The 15,539-nt window shown below is 40.0% G+C and carries 16 protein-coding genes and 2 tRNA genes; 3 read left to right on the plus strand and 15 right to left on the minus strand.

The genetic code is table 11. The features are described 5' to 3' along the window. Positions 1–67 precede the first annotated feature (67 nt). The 4 genes from clpX to AC1TO9_RS10895 all read right to left on the minus strand — a co-directional run bounded on the left by clpX (position 68) and on the right by AC1TO9_RS10895 (position 4,618). Positions 68–1,330, minus strand: a complete 1,263-nt coding sequence (gene clpX, locus AC1TO9_RS10880) for an ATP-dependent protease ATP-binding subunit ClpX (protein WP_482055609.1) — start codon at positions 1,328–1,330, stop codon at positions 68–70. Between the two features lie 11 nt (positions 1,331–1,341). Beyond that, on the minus strand, positions 1,342–1,932 hold the full coding sequence (gene clpP / locus AC1TO9_RS10885) for an ATP-dependent Clp endopeptidase proteolytic subunit ClpP (RefSeq protein ID WP_482055679.1): 591 nt from the start codon (positions 1,930–1,932) through the stop codon (positions 1,342–1,344). A 268-nt stretch (positions 1,933–2,200) separates the two neighbouring features. Beyond that, positions 2,201–3,532 (minus strand): trigger factor, encoded by a 1,332-nt coding sequence (gene tig, locus AC1TO9_RS10890; protein ID WP_482059169.1) that lies wholly within the window; start codon positions 3,530–3,532, stop codon positions 2,201–2,203. 216 nt (positions 3,533–3,748) lie between these two features. Continuing rightward, a complete protein-coding gene (locus tag AC1TO9_RS10895; protein WP_482059170.1) occupies positions 3,749–4,618 on the minus strand; it encodes a hypothetical protein in 870 nt (289 codons plus the stop codon). 235 nt (positions 4,619–4,853) lie between these two features. Here AC1TO9_RS10895 and AC1TO9_RS10900 point away from each other — a divergent pair. Next, positions 4,854–4,927, plus strand: a tRNA-Arg gene (locus AC1TO9_RS10900). A gap of 156 nt (positions 4,928–5,083) precedes the next feature. Here AC1TO9_RS10900 and AC1TO9_RS10905 read toward each other — a convergent pair. From AC1TO9_RS10905 to AC1TO9_RS10935, 7 genes are all read right to left on the minus strand, one after another. Then, positions 5,084–5,272 (minus strand): sporulation protein Cse60, encoded by a 189-nt coding sequence (locus AC1TO9_RS10905; protein WP_482055606.1) that lies wholly within the window; start codon positions 5,270–5,272, stop codon positions 5,084–5,086. Positions 5,273–5,331: 59 nt separating this feature from the next. Then, positions 5,332–5,781 carry a GreA/GreB family elongation factor gene (locus AC1TO9_RS10910; RefSeq protein WP_482055605.1) on the minus strand — a complete coding sequence of 150 codons (450 nt, stop codon included), beginning with the start codon at positions 5,779–5,781 and terminating at the stop codon, positions 5,332–5,334. A gap of 465 nt (positions 5,782–6,246) precedes the next feature. Continuing rightward, positions 6,247–6,320, minus strand: a tRNA-Arg gene (locus tag AC1TO9_RS10915). Positions 6,321–6,405: 85 nt separating this feature from the next. Continuing rightward, complete coding sequence (locus AC1TO9_RS10920; protein ID WP_482055604.1) at positions 6,406–6,537, minus strand: hypothetical protein; 132 nt, start codon at positions 6,535–6,537, stop codon at positions 6,406–6,408. Positions 6,538–6,880: 343 nt separating this feature from the next. Then, the gene (locus tag AC1TO9_RS10925; protein WP_482055603.1) at positions 6,881–7,504 is read right to left on the minus strand and encodes an XTP/dITP diphosphatase; all 624 of its coding nucleotides are present in this window, start codon (positions 7,502–7,504) and stop codon (positions 6,881–6,883) included. A 1-nt stretch (position 7,505) separates the two neighbouring features. After that, positions 7,506–8,267 carry a ribonuclease PH gene (gene rph / locus AC1TO9_RS10930; RefSeq protein WP_482055678.1) on the minus strand — a complete coding sequence of 254 codons (762 nt, stop codon included), beginning with the start codon at positions 8,265–8,267 and terminating at the stop codon, positions 7,506–7,508. Between the two features lie 93 nt (positions 8,268–8,360). Further along, complete coding sequence (locus AC1TO9_RS10935) at positions 8,361–9,428, minus strand: GerMN domain-containing protein (RefSeq protein ID WP_482059171.1); 1,068 nt, start codon at positions 9,426–9,428, stop codon at positions 8,361–8,363. Between the two features lie 139 nt (positions 9,429–9,567). On the opposite strand from AC1TO9_RS10935, the gene AC1TO9_RS10940 reads away from it, so the two are divergent. Beyond that, a complete protein-coding gene (locus AC1TO9_RS10940) occupies positions 9,568–10,146 on the plus strand; it encodes a phosphatidylglycerophosphatase A family protein (protein WP_482055601.1) in 579 nt (192 codons plus the stop codon). Positions 10,147–10,228: 82 nt separating this feature from the next. Here the strand turns inward: AC1TO9_RS10940 and AC1TO9_RS10945 are convergent, their stop codons facing one another. Further along, positions 10,229–11,236, minus strand: coding sequence for an MBL fold metallo-hydrolase (locus AC1TO9_RS10945; RefSeq protein WP_482055600.1), 1,008 nt, complete (start codon positions 11,234–11,236; stop codon positions 10,229–10,231). Between the two features lie 443 nt (positions 11,237–11,679). Here AC1TO9_RS10945 and AC1TO9_RS10950 point away from each other — a divergent pair, with 443 nt between their 5' ends. Then, positions 11,680–12,489, plus strand: coding sequence for a TerC family protein (locus AC1TO9_RS10950; protein ID WP_482059172.1), 810 nt, complete (start codon positions 11,680–11,682; stop codon positions 12,487–12,489). A gap of 253 nt (positions 12,490–12,742) precedes the next feature. Here the strand turns inward: AC1TO9_RS10950 and AC1TO9_RS10955 are convergent, their stop codons facing one another. From AC1TO9_RS10955 to AC1TO9_RS10965, 3 genes are read right to left on the minus strand one after another with little or no spacing between them, the layout of a single operon-like run. Next, positions 12,743–13,495 (minus strand): ABC transporter permease, encoded by a 753-nt coding sequence (locus AC1TO9_RS10955; RefSeq protein WP_482059173.1) that lies wholly within the window; start codon positions 13,493–13,495, stop codon positions 12,743–12,745. Beyond that, complete coding sequence (locus AC1TO9_RS10960; RefSeq protein ID WP_482059174.1) at positions 13,489–14,262, minus strand: ABC transporter ATP-binding protein; 774 nt, start codon at positions 14,260–14,262, stop codon at positions 13,489–13,491. Before AC1TO9_RS10960 ends, AC1TO9_RS10955 begins: the two co-directional genes overlap by 7 nt. Next, positions 14,243–15,223, minus strand: coding sequence for an ABC transporter substrate-binding protein (locus AC1TO9_RS10965; RefSeq protein WP_482059175.1), 981 nt, complete (start codon positions 15,221–15,223; stop codon positions 14,243–14,245). The genes AC1TO9_RS10960 and AC1TO9_RS10965 overlap by 20 nt, the downstream gene beginning before the upstream one ends. Positions 15,224–15,539 lie beyond the last annotated feature (316 nt).

Raw genomic sequence — 15,539 nt, forward strand, 5'->3', positions numbered from 1 at the left:
CACGTACAGGGCTGGAAGTGGAACTTCGGCAATCTATCTACATAAGCCCTATGGTATTCACAACCCTTTAGGCGCTCTCTTCTTGATTCTTGCTAACCTTAGTGCTGGCACTTAATTCAGGAACTACTTTCTCTTGAACTACCTGCTCGGTGATAACGCAATCTTCGATGTCGTCGCGAGACGGAACCTCGAACATCACATCAAGCATAATGCCTTCAATGATTGCTCTTAAACCACGAGCACCCGTATTACGTTTAATGGCTTCCTTAGCAATAGCCACCAACGCTGCAGGTTCGAATTCCAGATTCACATTATCCATTTCCAACAGTTTTTGATACTGTTTAGTCAATGCATTCTTCGGTTCAGTAAGAATCCGAACTAATGTGTTCTCATCTAGAGGCTCCAAACTTGAAATGATAGGTAGGCGCCCTACAAATTCAGGTATTAGACCAAATTTCAACAGATCCTCTGGTAGAACCATAGATAGATACTCACCAGGATTCAGATCTTTCTGAGCTTCTCCACCGCCGTTAAATCCGATTACCTTCTTACCGATACGACGTTTGATTAATTGCTCCAACCCGTCGAAAGCACCACCGCAGATAAACAATACATTTGTAGTATCAATCTGAATGAATTCTTGATGAGGATGTTTACGTCCCCCTTGAGGCGGAACAGATGCAACAGTTCCCTCAAGAATTTTAAGAAGGGCTTGCTGCACCCCTTCACCCGATACATCGCGTGTAATCGATGGATTCTCCGACTTGCGAGCCACTTTATCGATCTCATCAATATAGATGATGCCACGTTCCGCTTTCTCCACGTCATAATCAGCTGCTTGTATAAGCTTCAATAGAATATTCTCAACATCCTCACCCACATAGCCAGCCTCAGTTAATGATGTCGCATCTGCAATTGCAAAAGGTACGTTAAGAATTTTGGCCATCGTTTGAGCTAGCAATGTCTTACCTGATCCAGTAGGACCCAACAAGAGGATATTACTCTTAGATAACTCTACGTCATCAATCTTACTTTGTGTATTAATTCGTTTGTAATGGTTATAGACCGCAACAGACAATGATTTCTTAGCTTGATTCTGCCCAATAATATATTGATCGAGAATATCGCAAATATCTTTAGGCTTCGGGATATCTTTCAAATCCACTTCTTCCTCATGCCCTAGCTCTTCCTCTACAATCTCAGTACACAACTCGATGCACTCATCACATATATAAACGCCAGGACCTGCAACTAATTTACGCACCTGTTCCTGAGTTTTACCACAGAAAGAACATTTAAGTTGCCCTTTCTCATCATTAAACTTAAACATATTACCACCCCTTAAGATTTGTTCGGTGAAGATAGTACTTTGTCAATAAGTCCATAAGACACTGCTTCTTCAGCGCTCATGAAGAAATCACGATCCGTATCCATCTCGATTTTGTCAAGAGGTTGACCGGTTCGTTCTACATATATTTGATTAAGCTTTTCTCTTGTCTTCAAGATCCAATCCGCATGAATCCGTATATCTGATGCCTGCCCTGAAATACCTCCCAAAGGCTGATGAATCATCACTTCGCTATTACTCAGCGCAAATCTCTTACCTTTCGCTCCCGCGGTCAATAGCAAAGATCCCATACTTGCCGCCATACCCACGCAAATCGTAGATACATCTGGCTTTATGAATTGCATTGTATCATATATCCCCATTCCCGCTGTGACAGAACCACCTGGTGAGTTAATATATAGACTAATATCCTTCTCTGGGTCCTCAGCAGTTAGAAATAACAGCTGTGCTATGACAAGATTGGCAACATCATCGTCAATGGCAGTACTCAGAAAAATAATGCGATCCTTAAGCAATCTGGAGTAAATATCAGAAGAACGTTCTCCACGACTGGTTTGTTCAACAACCATAGGTACGAGACTCATTTGACCAACCTCTTTTCCTTTTAAAAATACAATTTCATATCTCATCAATATTTTAACATGTTAGAAGCGCGATGTCATTTTTTCAACATACGCAATAAGTATGCAACATAATCCCTTTAAATAAGTATGTATCAAGCAAACACGGCTATACCGTCCTTTTTTTTAAAACAAACCCAATTTTCACATGTATTATCCATTTTTTGGTCAGTTTAGGTAAAAATGAGGCGCGTCAAAAAAACGCACCTCATCAACCACTATAATAATTTTCTTATTTGTCTTCTTCTGGAGTTTCATCTTCAACTTCTACAGGAGCAACTTCCTTACTGTTAGACAGTAGGAAATCAACTGTTTTGCGTAGAGAAATCTCTTCACGTAGACTGTTCAATGATCCATTAGCTTCTAGAACACTACGTAGTTCTTCAGGAGAGCGCTTGTATGATTCAGACAATGTAGCCAATTCACTCGTAACGTCTTCTTCGGTAACTTCAATCTTCTCATCCTTAGCAACTTGCTCAAGTACGAGATTGTTACGAACACGTTTCTCTGCATCAACTTTCATTTGCTCTTGAAGATCAGACTTAGTCTGACCTGAGAAGCTTAAGAACATCTCAAGATCCATACCTTGTGAACGAAGACGATTATCGAAATCAGTCATCATATTCTGAACTTCACTTGAAATCATCGATTGTGGAATATCAACTTCTGCTAATTCAGCAACTTTATCCACTACAAGACCTTCACGAACACCTTTCGCTTCTTGGTCTTTACGTGATTCTAGTTGTGTCTTCAAGTCTACCTTGTACTCATCCAATGTTTCGAATTCACTTACATCTTTAGCGAATTCATCGTCCAATTCAGGAAGTTGTTTGCGCTTGATTTCGTGAACTTTCACTTTGAAGACAGCTAGCTTACCAGCTAATTCTTCTACTTGGTAAGTTTCAGGGAATGTTACTTCAACGTCTTTCTGATCGCCAGTAGCCAATCCTATAACTTGTTCTTCAAAGCCTGGAATGAACGAACCGCTTCCCAGTTCCAAAGAATGACGCTCAGCTTGTCCACCTTCAAAAGGAACACCGTCAACGGAACCATCAAAATCAATGATTGTGATGTCACCATTCTCAGCAGTACCCTCTTCAATAATAACTAGCTCTGCATGACGTCCTTGTAAGCGAACTAATTCTTCGTTCAGTTCATCTTCAGTAACTTCAACTTTTTGTGTTGGTACTTCTACGCCTTTGTATTGACCTAAAGTTACTTCTGGTTTAACAGTAACTTTAGCTTTGAACTTAAATACTTCACCTTTAGCAAATTGATCAATATCAATTTCTGGGCGATCTACCGGGAAGATATCCGTTTCGTCTACCGCTTGTGTGTACACTTCTGGAAGCAAAATATCAATAGCATCTTGATACAAGCTTTCTACTCCATAACGTGCTTCAAAGACAGAACGCGGTACTTTTCCTTTACGGAATCCAGGTACATTAGCTTTCTTAGATACTTTCATAAAAGCTTTATCAAGCGCCTCAGCTACACGCTCTGTTTCTACTTCAACTTCAAGAACCCCAAGGTTCTTCTCTATTTTTTCCCAAGTTGCTTTCATTTTATGCCTTCCCCTCCAAAATAATTCTCATGGTTTATTTATAGAAAATAAGAAAGTATAAGTTCCACTCTATACTTAATCCTTATATTTCACGCACAGAACAACCATTATAGTATAAACAACATTGTACCTTTTTTCAAGGGTAGGTTCAACCTAGAATCCTAAATTAATTATTATATTAAAAGTAAATGTTCAAAAAGGCGTCATAACAGTTTATTATGCTTCACCTTCTGTAACAAACTGTTTCATCACTCGGTAGGCTTGTTCGAATCGAAAACGGAAGTTCTCTGTAATCCCGTATATTGCCCGAGTCTCCTCTTCATTGCGGTTTCCTGTTAGACTTTCAGATACCGTCTGATGGAGCGCTGCCGCCCATATATCCATTACCAAATCTTCTTCTGTTAACATGGATAGATAAGCATTTGTTCCATATACCGCCTTAATAAATTGTGACCATAACTCTTGAGCGAAATAAAACAAGGTCGGCTCTTGAACTTCAGTGTACTGAGCAACCCGATCTACAATTTGCTGAACAACTAGCGGAAATTCGCTATCTTTTGTCGGAATACTCTCAATATCAACTTCAACCTGTTCTTGTCCCCTCATAAAAGTAATACTTCCTTGCATACCACGCTGATGTAATGTCTGTAGAACTCGATATTGAAGCAGTGGATGAATGTCATGGCTCTGCAACCAATTAACCAACTCCTGATTAATGGCGTCGCCATTCAAGTAGGAGAGTTGTTCCAATGCGAGCATCGTCTGTTCAGACAAGACTTCATTCTTCACAATGCTTAGCAATTTATTAGCGTAATCAGCATCTTCAGCAAACTTCCACTCCGCATTACGCCGAGCTAGATCTTCCTCATCTAATTCAATTTCACCATCTATAGTTGCTTGTTCATTATCTACTCCAGAAATATATTGAGGAAAAGCAGTCTCTAACCATTCAAGTAAAGCCTGCCATTCATCAACATATCTCTCTTCTTGCCCCTGGCATTGAAGTAGAAAGCGAAGTAAATCCATCGCCTCACCATAGCGTTCACTTTCCAACATAAGCGTAAGTTGTATTTGGTAATAATCCAATGTTTTTGGAAAAAGAATCAGATTATCTTTCGCAGAGGAAATGATGTCGTTAATAAGTGCCCCTCCTCTCTTTGCTTAAACTCTGTTAATTGTACAGGTTGTTCAAAAAGTCATCTTTTAAACTCACATTTGTAGATTATATCATACCCTCTTTAAAATCAAAAAAAAATTCAACACAATTAGTGCTTGATATTCTATCGCATCCATGATATATTATTCATTGTTGATTTTTCGAGTCTCAGTAGCTCAGCTGGATAGAGCAACGCCCTTCTAAGGCGTCGGTCGGGGGTTCGAATCCCTCCTGGGACATATTATAAAAAAGCCCTCCTTTTTGGAGGGCTTTTTTTTGTGTTACAGACAGATACTAGCTATGGTAATTGCAACAATCGAAATGTGGGATACCACTTTAGAGTAAATGTATAAAGAATCCTTAAGAAAACGTATACAATACTATTTGCTTTTACGCTATTCTGCTGTCTTATAGACGACTAAGATCGTGCTTCTTTGACGTTCCGTTTTGGATACACTGGATTTCACTACCGATCCATAACGTATATTAATCACTTGTTCCTCTTTTAATCCAGCTAAAAACTGATTCGCCTTATTCTCTGCATAGGAATTATCTGAATCTACGAACTCTTTAACCTGTATCATATAAGCCCTCCTAAATTCATCAATTACTTTACTACTCATTCATCATGCAACATTCCTTATTATTTGTCTATATTACCGTAATTCATATATTTAACTTCTTGTATCTTCACTCCAATATGACCTGAAGGTACGATAATTTCATACGTTTTATTTATTTCAGTCATTAATAGTTGCAATCCCATCGGAGATAGAAATGAAATCCAGTTCTTACTTGGATCTACTTGATGAGGGAACACAATGATGTACTTCTCCTCATAACCATCATCCTCATAACGAAGGGTCACCTCGCTACCAATAAGAACCATAGAATTTAATGAGCCTTCTTTTCGTTCAGAAATGATCTTTTCAAGCGATGTCGTATATATAGAAAGAATTTGATCGATCCTTTTCTGCTCTTTAGAATCATCTGGTATATATTGCATCAAGAAGAACTTCTTCTCTTCATCAAAGAAAACCAGCTGGTTTACCAACTGTGTATTGGAGTTTTGGAGGATCGTACTATGGTTCATAGTAGATTTCACCTCCTGTTTGAAGATTTTCCCTTTCAAATTCGACGTAAAATAGTACCATTATTTATCCCTCCATAAAAATATAGACCTCGTGTAGGAGGCCTTTATGCTATCTTATCAAATATTCACTATTTTTCCAATGAGAAATAATAATAATTGTGGATAAACTTAAAGGTAATTCTCGTCGCGCACTGATCAAAGAATCGGAAGAAGAATGACTAAACAAACAGGACCCGGATCTATTTCATGTTCTCCACCTATAAATGGATGAAAATTGGTTGCATAGTCTTTGAAACCACGGGCTCACTCTAACCATAAAATAACATACCTCCTATTGTTTGATAAGAGCATTCTATAGTTAACGGAGATATTCTGATTGTACAGATGCCCATTTTGAATCAAAAGATAGGGTTCTCACTCCCTAGAACGCAAAAAAACTCTCCATAATGGAGAGTTTTCTGTATACGTCCCAGGAGGGATTCGAACCCCCGACCGACGCCTTAGAAGGGCGTTGCTCTATCCAGCTGAGCTACTAAGACATGATCATATAACATTGCTCCTGATGAAAAGGGTGCGTTGTTTATTATACCGCACCCTCACAATTAATCAATAGCTAATTTTAAATTACTTATTTCCACGACGCCAGTTTACTTTATCTTGAACGTGTTGTGCATGATTCTTGGACATGACATCCTCAGCAAATTCATTATTATGGGCATACTTGTTGCCTTTATTTTTCTTATATTTATCCGCCACTACGATCACCTCCTGGTATTAGTATGGTTACACTAGTGAGCGGATATAAGTATTATTTTTTGGTTATTATCCATCGTATGAATGAAGAAACGCGCTTACCCCAGACTCCCTCATCTGCATACGGGTCTCCTCTGAGCAAAGCTCATATATCATTCTATAGACATCGTCTAATGCATTCTGATACGCTAAATTTACTACTCGTTCTGGCGTATTATGCTCTCTTTCGGCATATATCTGTATGACTTTGAAAAAAGAAGGCCGCCCAAGGGCAGCCTTCTTATCAATTAATGAATAATCAAGCCATATCGTATTCCTCAGCTTGATTATTCTCCTGTAATAACATTCATTTCTGCAAGCGATCGATTAACTCTCGCAAAGCAATCCCACGATGACTTATGGATTGTTTCTCCTCTAATGAGAGCTCAGCCATCGTCTTCTCATACTGAGGAACATAAAAGAGCGGATCATAACCGAATCCACCGGTACCCGCTACATCTGAAGTGATCCAGCCTGCCACAGATCCAAAAGTCTCCATATGTTCTTCTGAAGAGGGGTTATATAACACCAATGAACAGTTAAAGCTTGCTGGACTTAACAATGTCTGTTCTGTATCTTCACCTTGTTTCAATTGCTCAAGCTCTTGCAATAGCTTCTCGTTGTTCTCCTGATCCGTTGCATTCTTACCCGCATAACGTGCAGAATATACGCCTGGACGTCCATCCAATGCCTCTACGCATAATCCTGAATCATCAGCAAGAACAGGCAAACCAAGCGCGTCCCCAACCATTTTAGCCTTTTTGAGAGCATTCTCTACAAAAGTATGTCCGTCTTCAATCACTTCCGGAAGGTTAGGATAGTCAAACATGCTTTTCACTTGTTTACCTAGTAGCGCAAAAGCATGCTCAAATTCTCTAACTTTCCCTTTATTCTTAGTGGCAACAATGACAATGTCTTGATCTAGCTTCATGTTAGACACCTTTTCCAGTTAATCCAGTTCCGATCATAAGAGCAATTGGACCTAATGTTTCCTGCTGACGCGTAATAATATCTTTGATTCCCTGTTCACCAAGCTGAAGCATTTCATCCAACTCTTGACGTGAGAAGGGGCTTTCTTCACCCGTTCCTTGTAGTTCCACAAACTGCCCCTTTCCCGTCATGACCAAATTCATATCTACTTTAGCCTTGGAATCTTCTTCATAATTTAGATCCAATAGTGTTTGATCTCCTACAACGCCTACACTAACAGAAGCTAAATAATCGGTAATCGGGAATACAGGCAGTCGATGCTGTTGAGATATCTTATTTACTGCTATACAAAGAGCTACAAATGAGCCTGTAATTGAGGTTGTTCTTGTCCCTCCATCAGCTTGAATCACATCGCAATCCAATGTGATTGTACGTTCACCCAAAGCATGTAAATTCACTACAGAACGAAGTGCTCTACCGATTAACCGTTGAATTTCCATCGTCCGGCCCGTTAGCTTGCCACGATTCGCTTCACGATGATTTCGGGTATGCGTCGCTCGTGGTAACATAGAATACTCTGCCGTTACCCAGCCCTTTCCTTGCCCTTTTAAGAATGGAGGTACTTTCTCATCCACAGTTGCTGTGCAGAGTATTTTGGTATCTCCCATTTCTATATACACAGAGCCTTCCGCATATTTATTCACATTTGTAGTTATTTTCATATCCCGTAATTGATCGTTATTCCGTCCGTTCGATCTCAATATTATCTGCCTCCTACATCATTAGCGTCCTATTTTGCAAACCTTATTTTATCAAAGTGTAGCAATAAAAGCATCTTTTGAAGTAGGATTTCCTAATTATAGCGGTATTTCGTTAATATACTGAGGCCTTGATACTGGCTCACTGTAATTTTGGTCGTCATCACCTATTACATTGGACTCGCCATTCATTTGGATCACGACCTTGTTATTTCCAACATTCTCCGTAACGGTCAGTACGACGGACTGTAGTAGTTGTGAAGGAATCTTCTCACCTTTAATAAACATATCTTCCTTAAGTGATACGGTTACTGTTCCATCTTTAGCCGTCTTCACTGACTGCAAGGAAGTTCCTGTCGTCATAACACTTTCTAACCCACCTCTTGGCTGGGGGCCACGAATGAGCTCGCTAAGAGCTGCGTGAAGTGTATCCTGTCCAGATACTACAAGCCGGGTGATCGGCACATAATATTGTATGCCCGCAGGTGATTCTGAAGAGAAGTATATCGTTGCCGAGCTAGAACTCGTATAACTCGCTCCATCTCCTTTTTCTAAATTGATACCCATACTTCGTCCAAGATTCTGATCAAGTGGTGTATGATTAAGGGGCATTTCGGTTATCTTTTTACCTTCTACCCAGAATTGAACTTGCTCAATACTAGGATCACTTGTGAGTGTCCAAGTTACAGCCTCTAGCATTTTCCTTTCATTTGAGGCATCATATTCAGTAAAGGTCTTACTGAATTCTACAACAGCTAACTTTTTTTCCTTCTCAATAGAGACCATCTTTACTTCTGTTCCTTTAGGCAATACACCTGAGAAGCCTTGTGGTAGATAGGTTGCATAAGGTCCATCTTTAACCAGCGCCTCAAGAGATTGACGAAGGAGCATATTATCTTTATTATCCTTTGGAGGAATTCCTAAAGATACTGGAGCCAGTAAACCATGTTGGTCTGCCAAATAAACAGTCGATGTCGGTGTCATTTGCTCTTTCGTTGCTTCTGGAGCGCTGCCATTCATGGACTGAAGCATATCAGCTTCAATTTGAGCAGGGGGTGGATCAATTTCCATTGATTGACTACTGAAACCACTGCACCCAGACAATATGATGGGAACGACTATTAACCCAGCAACGGAGATATTTCGGATTTTCATTTTCTTCAACATTATTATCGCGCCTCCTTAACCATTTTATACAGTTTGTACTAGTATATATACGAGCCCTTTTCAAAAAAATAACTACTTTTTACGTTTTTGGGACCTAAGTGAGAAGTTTATTCTATTACAAAGGATGATGTGAACAGTTATGGCAAACGAAAAGAATTCTTATAGCTTAAATAGCAAGGTCGTATCGGATACAACCCATGAGTTACTTCACCAAAGAGGAGTTACCATTCCCGAAATCGCTGAACTCGTCCTGTTTCTGCAAAAAAAATACTATCCTGCCCTAACTATGGAGGAATGTGTTCACAATGTTGAAATGGTTCTCAGTAAGCGCGAAGTTCAGAATGCCGTCTTAACCGGAATACAACTGGATATATTGGCTGAGGAAGGCAAACTCCTCTCCCCATTGCAGGAGATGCTGGTCAATGATGAAGGACTTTATGGCGTAGATGAAATATTGGCCTTTTCCATTGTTAACGTATATGGGAGTATTGGATTTACGAATTATGGATATGTAGACAAACTAAAACCTGGAATATTAGAAAGGCTTAATGATAAATCCAGTGGACAGGTGCACACTTTCCTAGATGATATCGTAGGTGCGGTAGCTGCTGCGGCAAGTAGCCGTATTGCTCATCGTAAGCAAGCAGAGAGGGAAGTCGACCCTTCCAACCCGAATGCAGAGTCAGATCCTCTAAACGACGGGAGTTCCCCAGAGTAAGCGACAACGTAAAACCTCCGAAACCACTATTTATAGTGATTTCGGAGGTTTTTGTCGATTAATCTATTCTATAAATTCAAGTTCAAAAGATGATATTTCGACCTTCCTCTAAACGCGTGGTAAACGTAATGCTCCCGTCTAATGATGATACTATAGTTCCTGCTTTACTACGGCGAACTAACTCCTGTAAATGTGCGAGCGCTTCACATATGGCAAACCTCATTTGATGTGTTGAAAGATTATCTCCAAATAGAGCACAACAAATCCCATACCCACTCTGCGGGGAGTCGGCTAGTAGCTGCTCAATCTTGATTAATCGCTCTTCATGATGGTTCAGTAGCTCTTCTATTCGTTGCTGAACAGTATGGAATGGATCTCTATGCCCCGGAAATGCTTTATTCACCTCATACTCCTTCAGTCGTTGTAAGCTGTTCATGAAGGTATACAGCGGCTCAGGATCACTACCTGGGATCAGACTAATATTGGGTGAGATCTGAGGTAATATAGCGTCCCCACACATCATTATTCCTAATTCTTGATCGTATAAAGATAGATGTCCTGGTGCATGACCTCCACTCTCAATAGCCAGCCAAGAACGACCTCCCAATGTAATATAGCTTCCACCATCTACTATTGTTATTTCTGGCATCGGAGAAACCTGTGGTAAGAATTCAAGTAAGTGCACTTCAATCTGAGCAGCCAACGTAACAGGTGATCCATGTTGTCGCAACCAACTCGTTAGTTCAGTATTCATATTGGAGTTACTTCCCCACATATGTAAAGACTCAGCATATGCTCTTTGCGACATATACACTTTGCAATCCCCCTGAGATTGAAACCAACCAGCTAGACCAAAGTGATCGGGATGATGGTGTGTCACAAATATCTGGTTCACATCTTCAAACGTATATCCTAAATGTTCAAGAGCTTTCTTCCACTCTTCCTCCGTTATACTATTGCGTGGTCCAGGATCGATAATTGCTACCCCTGTTGAACTCGGCAGCACATAACTGTTCACCCAGCGTAATGGATACGACATTGATATCTTCACTTGAATGATGCCATGATCCCATAAATGAATTTCTGGCATATTTACGATTTCTATAACCTTCTCCTCCTCTACCCCTTTCTACCATATAAGAGGTTGTTCAAAAAGTCATCTTTTGAACACGAAGTATATGTTGATCCTATTATCTCTTCCGCTAAATCTCACCCTACTATTGACATTCACCCGAAATAAATATATGATTTCAATGTTAATTCAACAACTTACTTTCACTCTAAAATCCAAACCCGTAAAGGGGAGTAGCTACATACAATACAGTCGTCAAGACGAGATTATTCTCCGGCTATATTGGCAATTGATACTAAACAATTGTTAGCGAGACCTTTACCAATTAGGGCACCTTTGATTTTTGAAAGGAGCCACCTATTTGGTAAAGGTCTTTTTTGATTTTTATCATCAGAAGTACGTCAAAAGACGTTTTTCTTATAGATGTTTGAAGCATACTAAAGACATGAGGGGGAGAAGTAATGGATTTGGGATTAATATTGGAGTATAGCTGGGTACTTCTCGTACTCGTTGGATTGGAAGGTCTTCTTGCCGCTGATAATGCACTAGTATTAGCAATTATGGTAAAGCACCTTCCTGATGAATCAAGAAAAAGAGCGCTATTCTATGGTCTTGCTGGAGCATTTGTCTTCCGCTTCGGTTCACTGTTTATCATCTCTTATCTAGTTGATATTTGGCAAGTTCAAGCCATTGGCGCACTATACTTGCTATTTATTTGTGGGAATAACATCATACGTAGATTATTTGTAAAAAAGCGTCAATCGGACAATACAACGGATGCTACTTCCAACGATAAACCAGCAACGAAAGCAAACTTTTGGCTAACTGTGCTTAAGGTCGAAGTCGCTGATATTGCCTTTGCAGTTGACTCCATCTTGGCTGCCGTAGCACTTGCCGTAGCACTACCTGCGAGTGGACTGGGTCACATCGGTGGCTTAGATGCTGGGCAATTCCTTGTCATCTTTGCCGGTGGATTCATGGGACTAATCATTATGAGATTTGCTGCCTCCTACTTTGTAAAACTGCTACATTCCCGCCCTGGTCTGGAAGTTGCTGCATTCGTCATTGTGGGCTGGGTTGGTGTCAAGCTATCTGTCATTACACTCGCCCATCCATCCTTAGGTGTTCTATCTGAATCATTTGCTCATAGCACAGCATGGAAGACTACATTCTATATCGTTCTCGTATTGATTGCCGTGTTAGGCTGGTTTATGAGTAGTAAGAATGAGGAAGAAACAGATCCGAAGGTTGCCACTGAAGTGGAGAAATAATGAACTTATTCAACCAAGTAGAAACGGCTGTGCCGTCTTTTTCAAAGACAGCACCCGTTTCAGCGGAAATATAAGGAATAGGGTATCAAGAATCAATTTCATAATTACGCAACCCGATTTAGCTGTATCGGCGATTATGAAATTGATTCAAGTGAAACTTATACTTTCTTATATTTAAATAAATACGGGTATCGTCCTTGAAAAAGGATGATACCCGTATTCTAATTATACATTCAATATACCCTTGGTCTAATCAATGCCGCCACTTCATAAATTTATAATCTAAATAATCCACGAGCAAGAACAACCCGAAGCCCACCAAACTGAATAGTAGAATACCAGCATACATCTCCGAATAATTCATTCTTAACCATGCATCCATAATGAAATAGCCCATACCATGTTCTGTTCCATAGATCTCTGTGAAAAAAAGTACGGAAATAGCTGTTCCCAATGAAATACGAATCGTACTAAGAATAACGGACAATGCACCCGGTAACGTGACATGCCAAAATTTCTGCGCTGTGCTTGCACCAATACTCGTTAATACATCATAGGTATGCTCTGGAATAGCCTTCACGCCATCGCGAACAGATATAATGACTTGAAAGAGTAATATCAACATAATCATCAAAATTTTAGATCCTTCACCAAGTCCAAAAAACAGCATTACTACAGGTAGTAACGCAATCTTAGGTACGGGATATGTCAAATAGACAACAGGATCCAAAAGCTTATTCCAAAACTGCGACCGACCCATGAGCAAACCAATGAGCAGTCCAATAATTAACCCCAGTAACACACCTACAAAAATTCGTCCCATACTGTAGTAAACATGAAGCCCTATCGTTCGCATCCCCAAATGACCTAAAGCGTTGTAAACAGCGCCCGGACTTGGCAGAATCGGATGATTTATGAGAAAAAATGCAATATACCATGCTATATTCATACATAAAAATACGAATAACAATGTTAATCCATAACGGAGTTTACGTCTTTTCACCATTTCTTCTGCATTACCTTTCTAATGTTCTTCATCTGTTGAAAAAATTCGTCACTGTTACGCTTGTCTTCATGCTTCATATGAAAGATAGGGTTGTCGACCACTTCGAGCGACTCATCTTGATTGGACGGCATAACGATGATTTTCTCTCCAAGCAGAATTGCCTCTTCCACATCATGCGTAACAAATAATGTCGTGGTCGGGTGAGTTAACCAATTGTCCAAAAAGATTTGCTGTATCGTTTCACGAGTAAACGCATCTAATGCAGAGAACGGCTCATCTAACAACATCATTGTCGGTAAAATAGCGAAGGCTCTGGCAATCGCCACTCTTTGTTGCTGTCCTCCACTGAGTGATAATGGATAGCGATCTGCTAGATCGGAAATACCCATTGATTTAAGCCAAAATTCAATTTGCTGTTCTTGAGCCTGTCTTCGTGCTGTATCTGGCTGACTAATTTTCATCGCCATAAGTATATTAGAATGAACCGTTTTCCATGGAAGGAGACCGTAACTTTGGGGGACGAGTCCAATCAGTGTTTCTTTGCTATGCACGGATTTTTCATTAAAGAGAATTTCTCCTTGATAGGTCTTGATAAGTCCAGCAATGGCACGTAATAACGTGGACTTTCCGCAACCAGACGGCCCAATAATCGTGTACATCCCATGCTCAGGTATCGTTAAATTAACACGTCCAAGCGCCAATTGTCCTCCGGTATATTCAACCCTTAGATCCGTGACTCTAAGGCCGCTATTGCTTAAATCTGACATCAGAGATCACTTCTTCAGGAGTTATATTTTTACTAAGCAGTCCTTTTTCCCTCGCCCATGCGAAAGCTGATTCCACTTCTTGGATATCCACTTGATTTGATAATATATAGTCAGGCACCTTAATCTCATCCTTTAAGCTCTCCGGAAAGCCTACTTCTTTAATAATCAAATCGATGTATTCTGATTGTTCATGGGATTTAAGATAAGAAACCGCATCATCATATGCCGCGTACATCGCTAGAATTTCTTGTTCATGTGAAACGATAACCTTCTGTTGAAACGCTAAAACAAACGGATTAATCCCCGCTTCCACCGTCGAGCTCAACACATGTAGACCTGCAGATCTCCCCATCGTAACAAATGGCTCAGGCACAATAGCGGCATCTGCCTTATTATTCTTCAACAATTCTAATCTTGTTGGTATTTGCGGTACCTCTTTTATCGTTATATCTTGCTCCGACAGCCCCGCCTGTTTGAGCATCATCGCAACTGTATATTCCGTTGACGTGTTCTTGGAAAGAATAACGGACTTCCCTTTTAAATCTTTGACCTCTTTTATACCGTCAGTTCCTGTTAGTAAATCAAATTCTCCAAAGGTCGTACTAGCAATTTTAACATCCATCCCTGCTTCATTATAAATAGCAATAGCGACCAGATCAGTGCTAATTCCTTGCAGCCTTCCAGCTTGGAAAGCCGCATCACGATCTTTTGCACTTTTAAACGTTTGGATATCCAGATTAACGCCATGCTTCTGATCAAAGCCCTGTTCATGAGCAATTATGAATGGGATAGCATCAATCGAGGGCATCAATCCAAGAGATAGTGATCGTATTTCCTCCTCCACTTTTCTCGCACCATCCGAATTCGCATTTTCAGCTGAACTACAACCAATTCCAAGGGCACTAATTAGAACAACCAACATCATAAGTATAATTACTTTCTTTATTTCTCTGCTCTCCATAATCCTTACAAGCCTCCATGTCTTTTTCATTGTCATTTCTATAAGTGTAGAATCTTTTCTGCTTCGGGTTTTGAATGTAATAATCGAGTATGACTTGGATAAGGAATGAATGCCTTCTCCCTTCATTGCGTAATATACGACATCATATACATTGCGAATTTATTCACAATCATTCCTGTTAAAGAGTCTCTCTACTTTTACCATGAAGCATTCTATATTCCGATTTTACACCACTCCTTATTATTTGTATATTTTAAATTTAAACAAACAGAAACGGCTATACCGCCCTTTTTCAAGGACGGTATCCGTCTCTGCC

Source organism: Paenibacillus sp. Y916 (assembly GCF_056786435.1).

What these genes read in the sequence shown, in the direction of transcription:
- AC1TO9_RS10960 (WP_482059174.1), bottom strand. Translation starts at nt 14,262, where the DNA reads ATGTCAGATTTAAGCAATAGCGGCCTTAGAGTCACGGATCTAAGGGTT.
- AC1TO9_RS10945 (WP_482055600.1), bottom strand. Translation starts at nt 11,236, where the DNA reads ATGCCAGAAATTCATTTATGGGATCATGGCATCATTCAAGTGAAGATA.
- AC1TO9_RS10925 (WP_482055603.1), bottom strand. Translation starts at nt 7,504, where the DNA reads ATGAAGCTAGATCAAGACATTGTCATTGTTGCCACTAAGAATAAAGGG.
- tig (WP_482059169.1), bottom strand. Translation starts at nt 3,532, where the DNA reads ATGAAAGCAACTTGGGAAAAAATAGAGAAGAACCTTGGGGTTCTTGAA.
- AC1TO9_RS10940 (WP_482055601.1), top strand. Translation starts at nt 9,568, where the DNA reads ATGGCAAACGAAAAGAATTCTTATAGCTTAAATAGCAAGGTCGTATCG.
- AC1TO9_RS10950 (WP_482059172.1), top strand. Translation starts at nt 11,680, where the DNA reads ATGGATTTGGGATTAATATTGGAGTATAGCTGGGTACTTCTCGTACTC.
- clpX (WP_482055609.1), bottom strand. Translation starts at nt 1,330, where the DNA reads ATGTTTAAGTTTAATGATGAGAAAGGGCAACTTAAATGTTCTTTCTGT.
- clpP (WP_482055679.1), bottom strand. Translation starts at nt 1,932, where the DNA reads ATGAGTCTCGTACCTATGGTTGTTGAACAAACCAGTCGTGGAGAACGT.
- AC1TO9_RS10965 (WP_482059175.1), bottom strand. Translation starts at nt 15,223, where the DNA reads ATGGAGAGCAGAGAAATAAAGAAAGTAATTATACTTATGATGTTGGTT.
- AC1TO9_RS10910 (WP_482055605.1), bottom strand. Translation starts at nt 5,781, where the DNA reads ATGAACCATAGTACGATCCTCCAAAACTCCAATACACAGTTGGTAAAC.
- AC1TO9_RS10955 (WP_482059173.1), bottom strand. Translation starts at nt 13,495, where the DNA reads ATGGTGAAAAGACGTAAACTCCGTTATGGATTAACATTGTTATTCGTA.
- AC1TO9_RS10905 (WP_482055606.1), bottom strand. Translation starts at nt 5,272, where the DNA reads ATGATACAGGTTAAAGAGTTCGTAGATTCAGATAATTCCTATGCAGAG.
- AC1TO9_RS10935 (WP_482059171.1), bottom strand. Translation starts at nt 9,428, where the DNA reads ATGTTGAAGAAAATGAAAATCCGAAATATCTCCGTTGCTGGGTTAATA.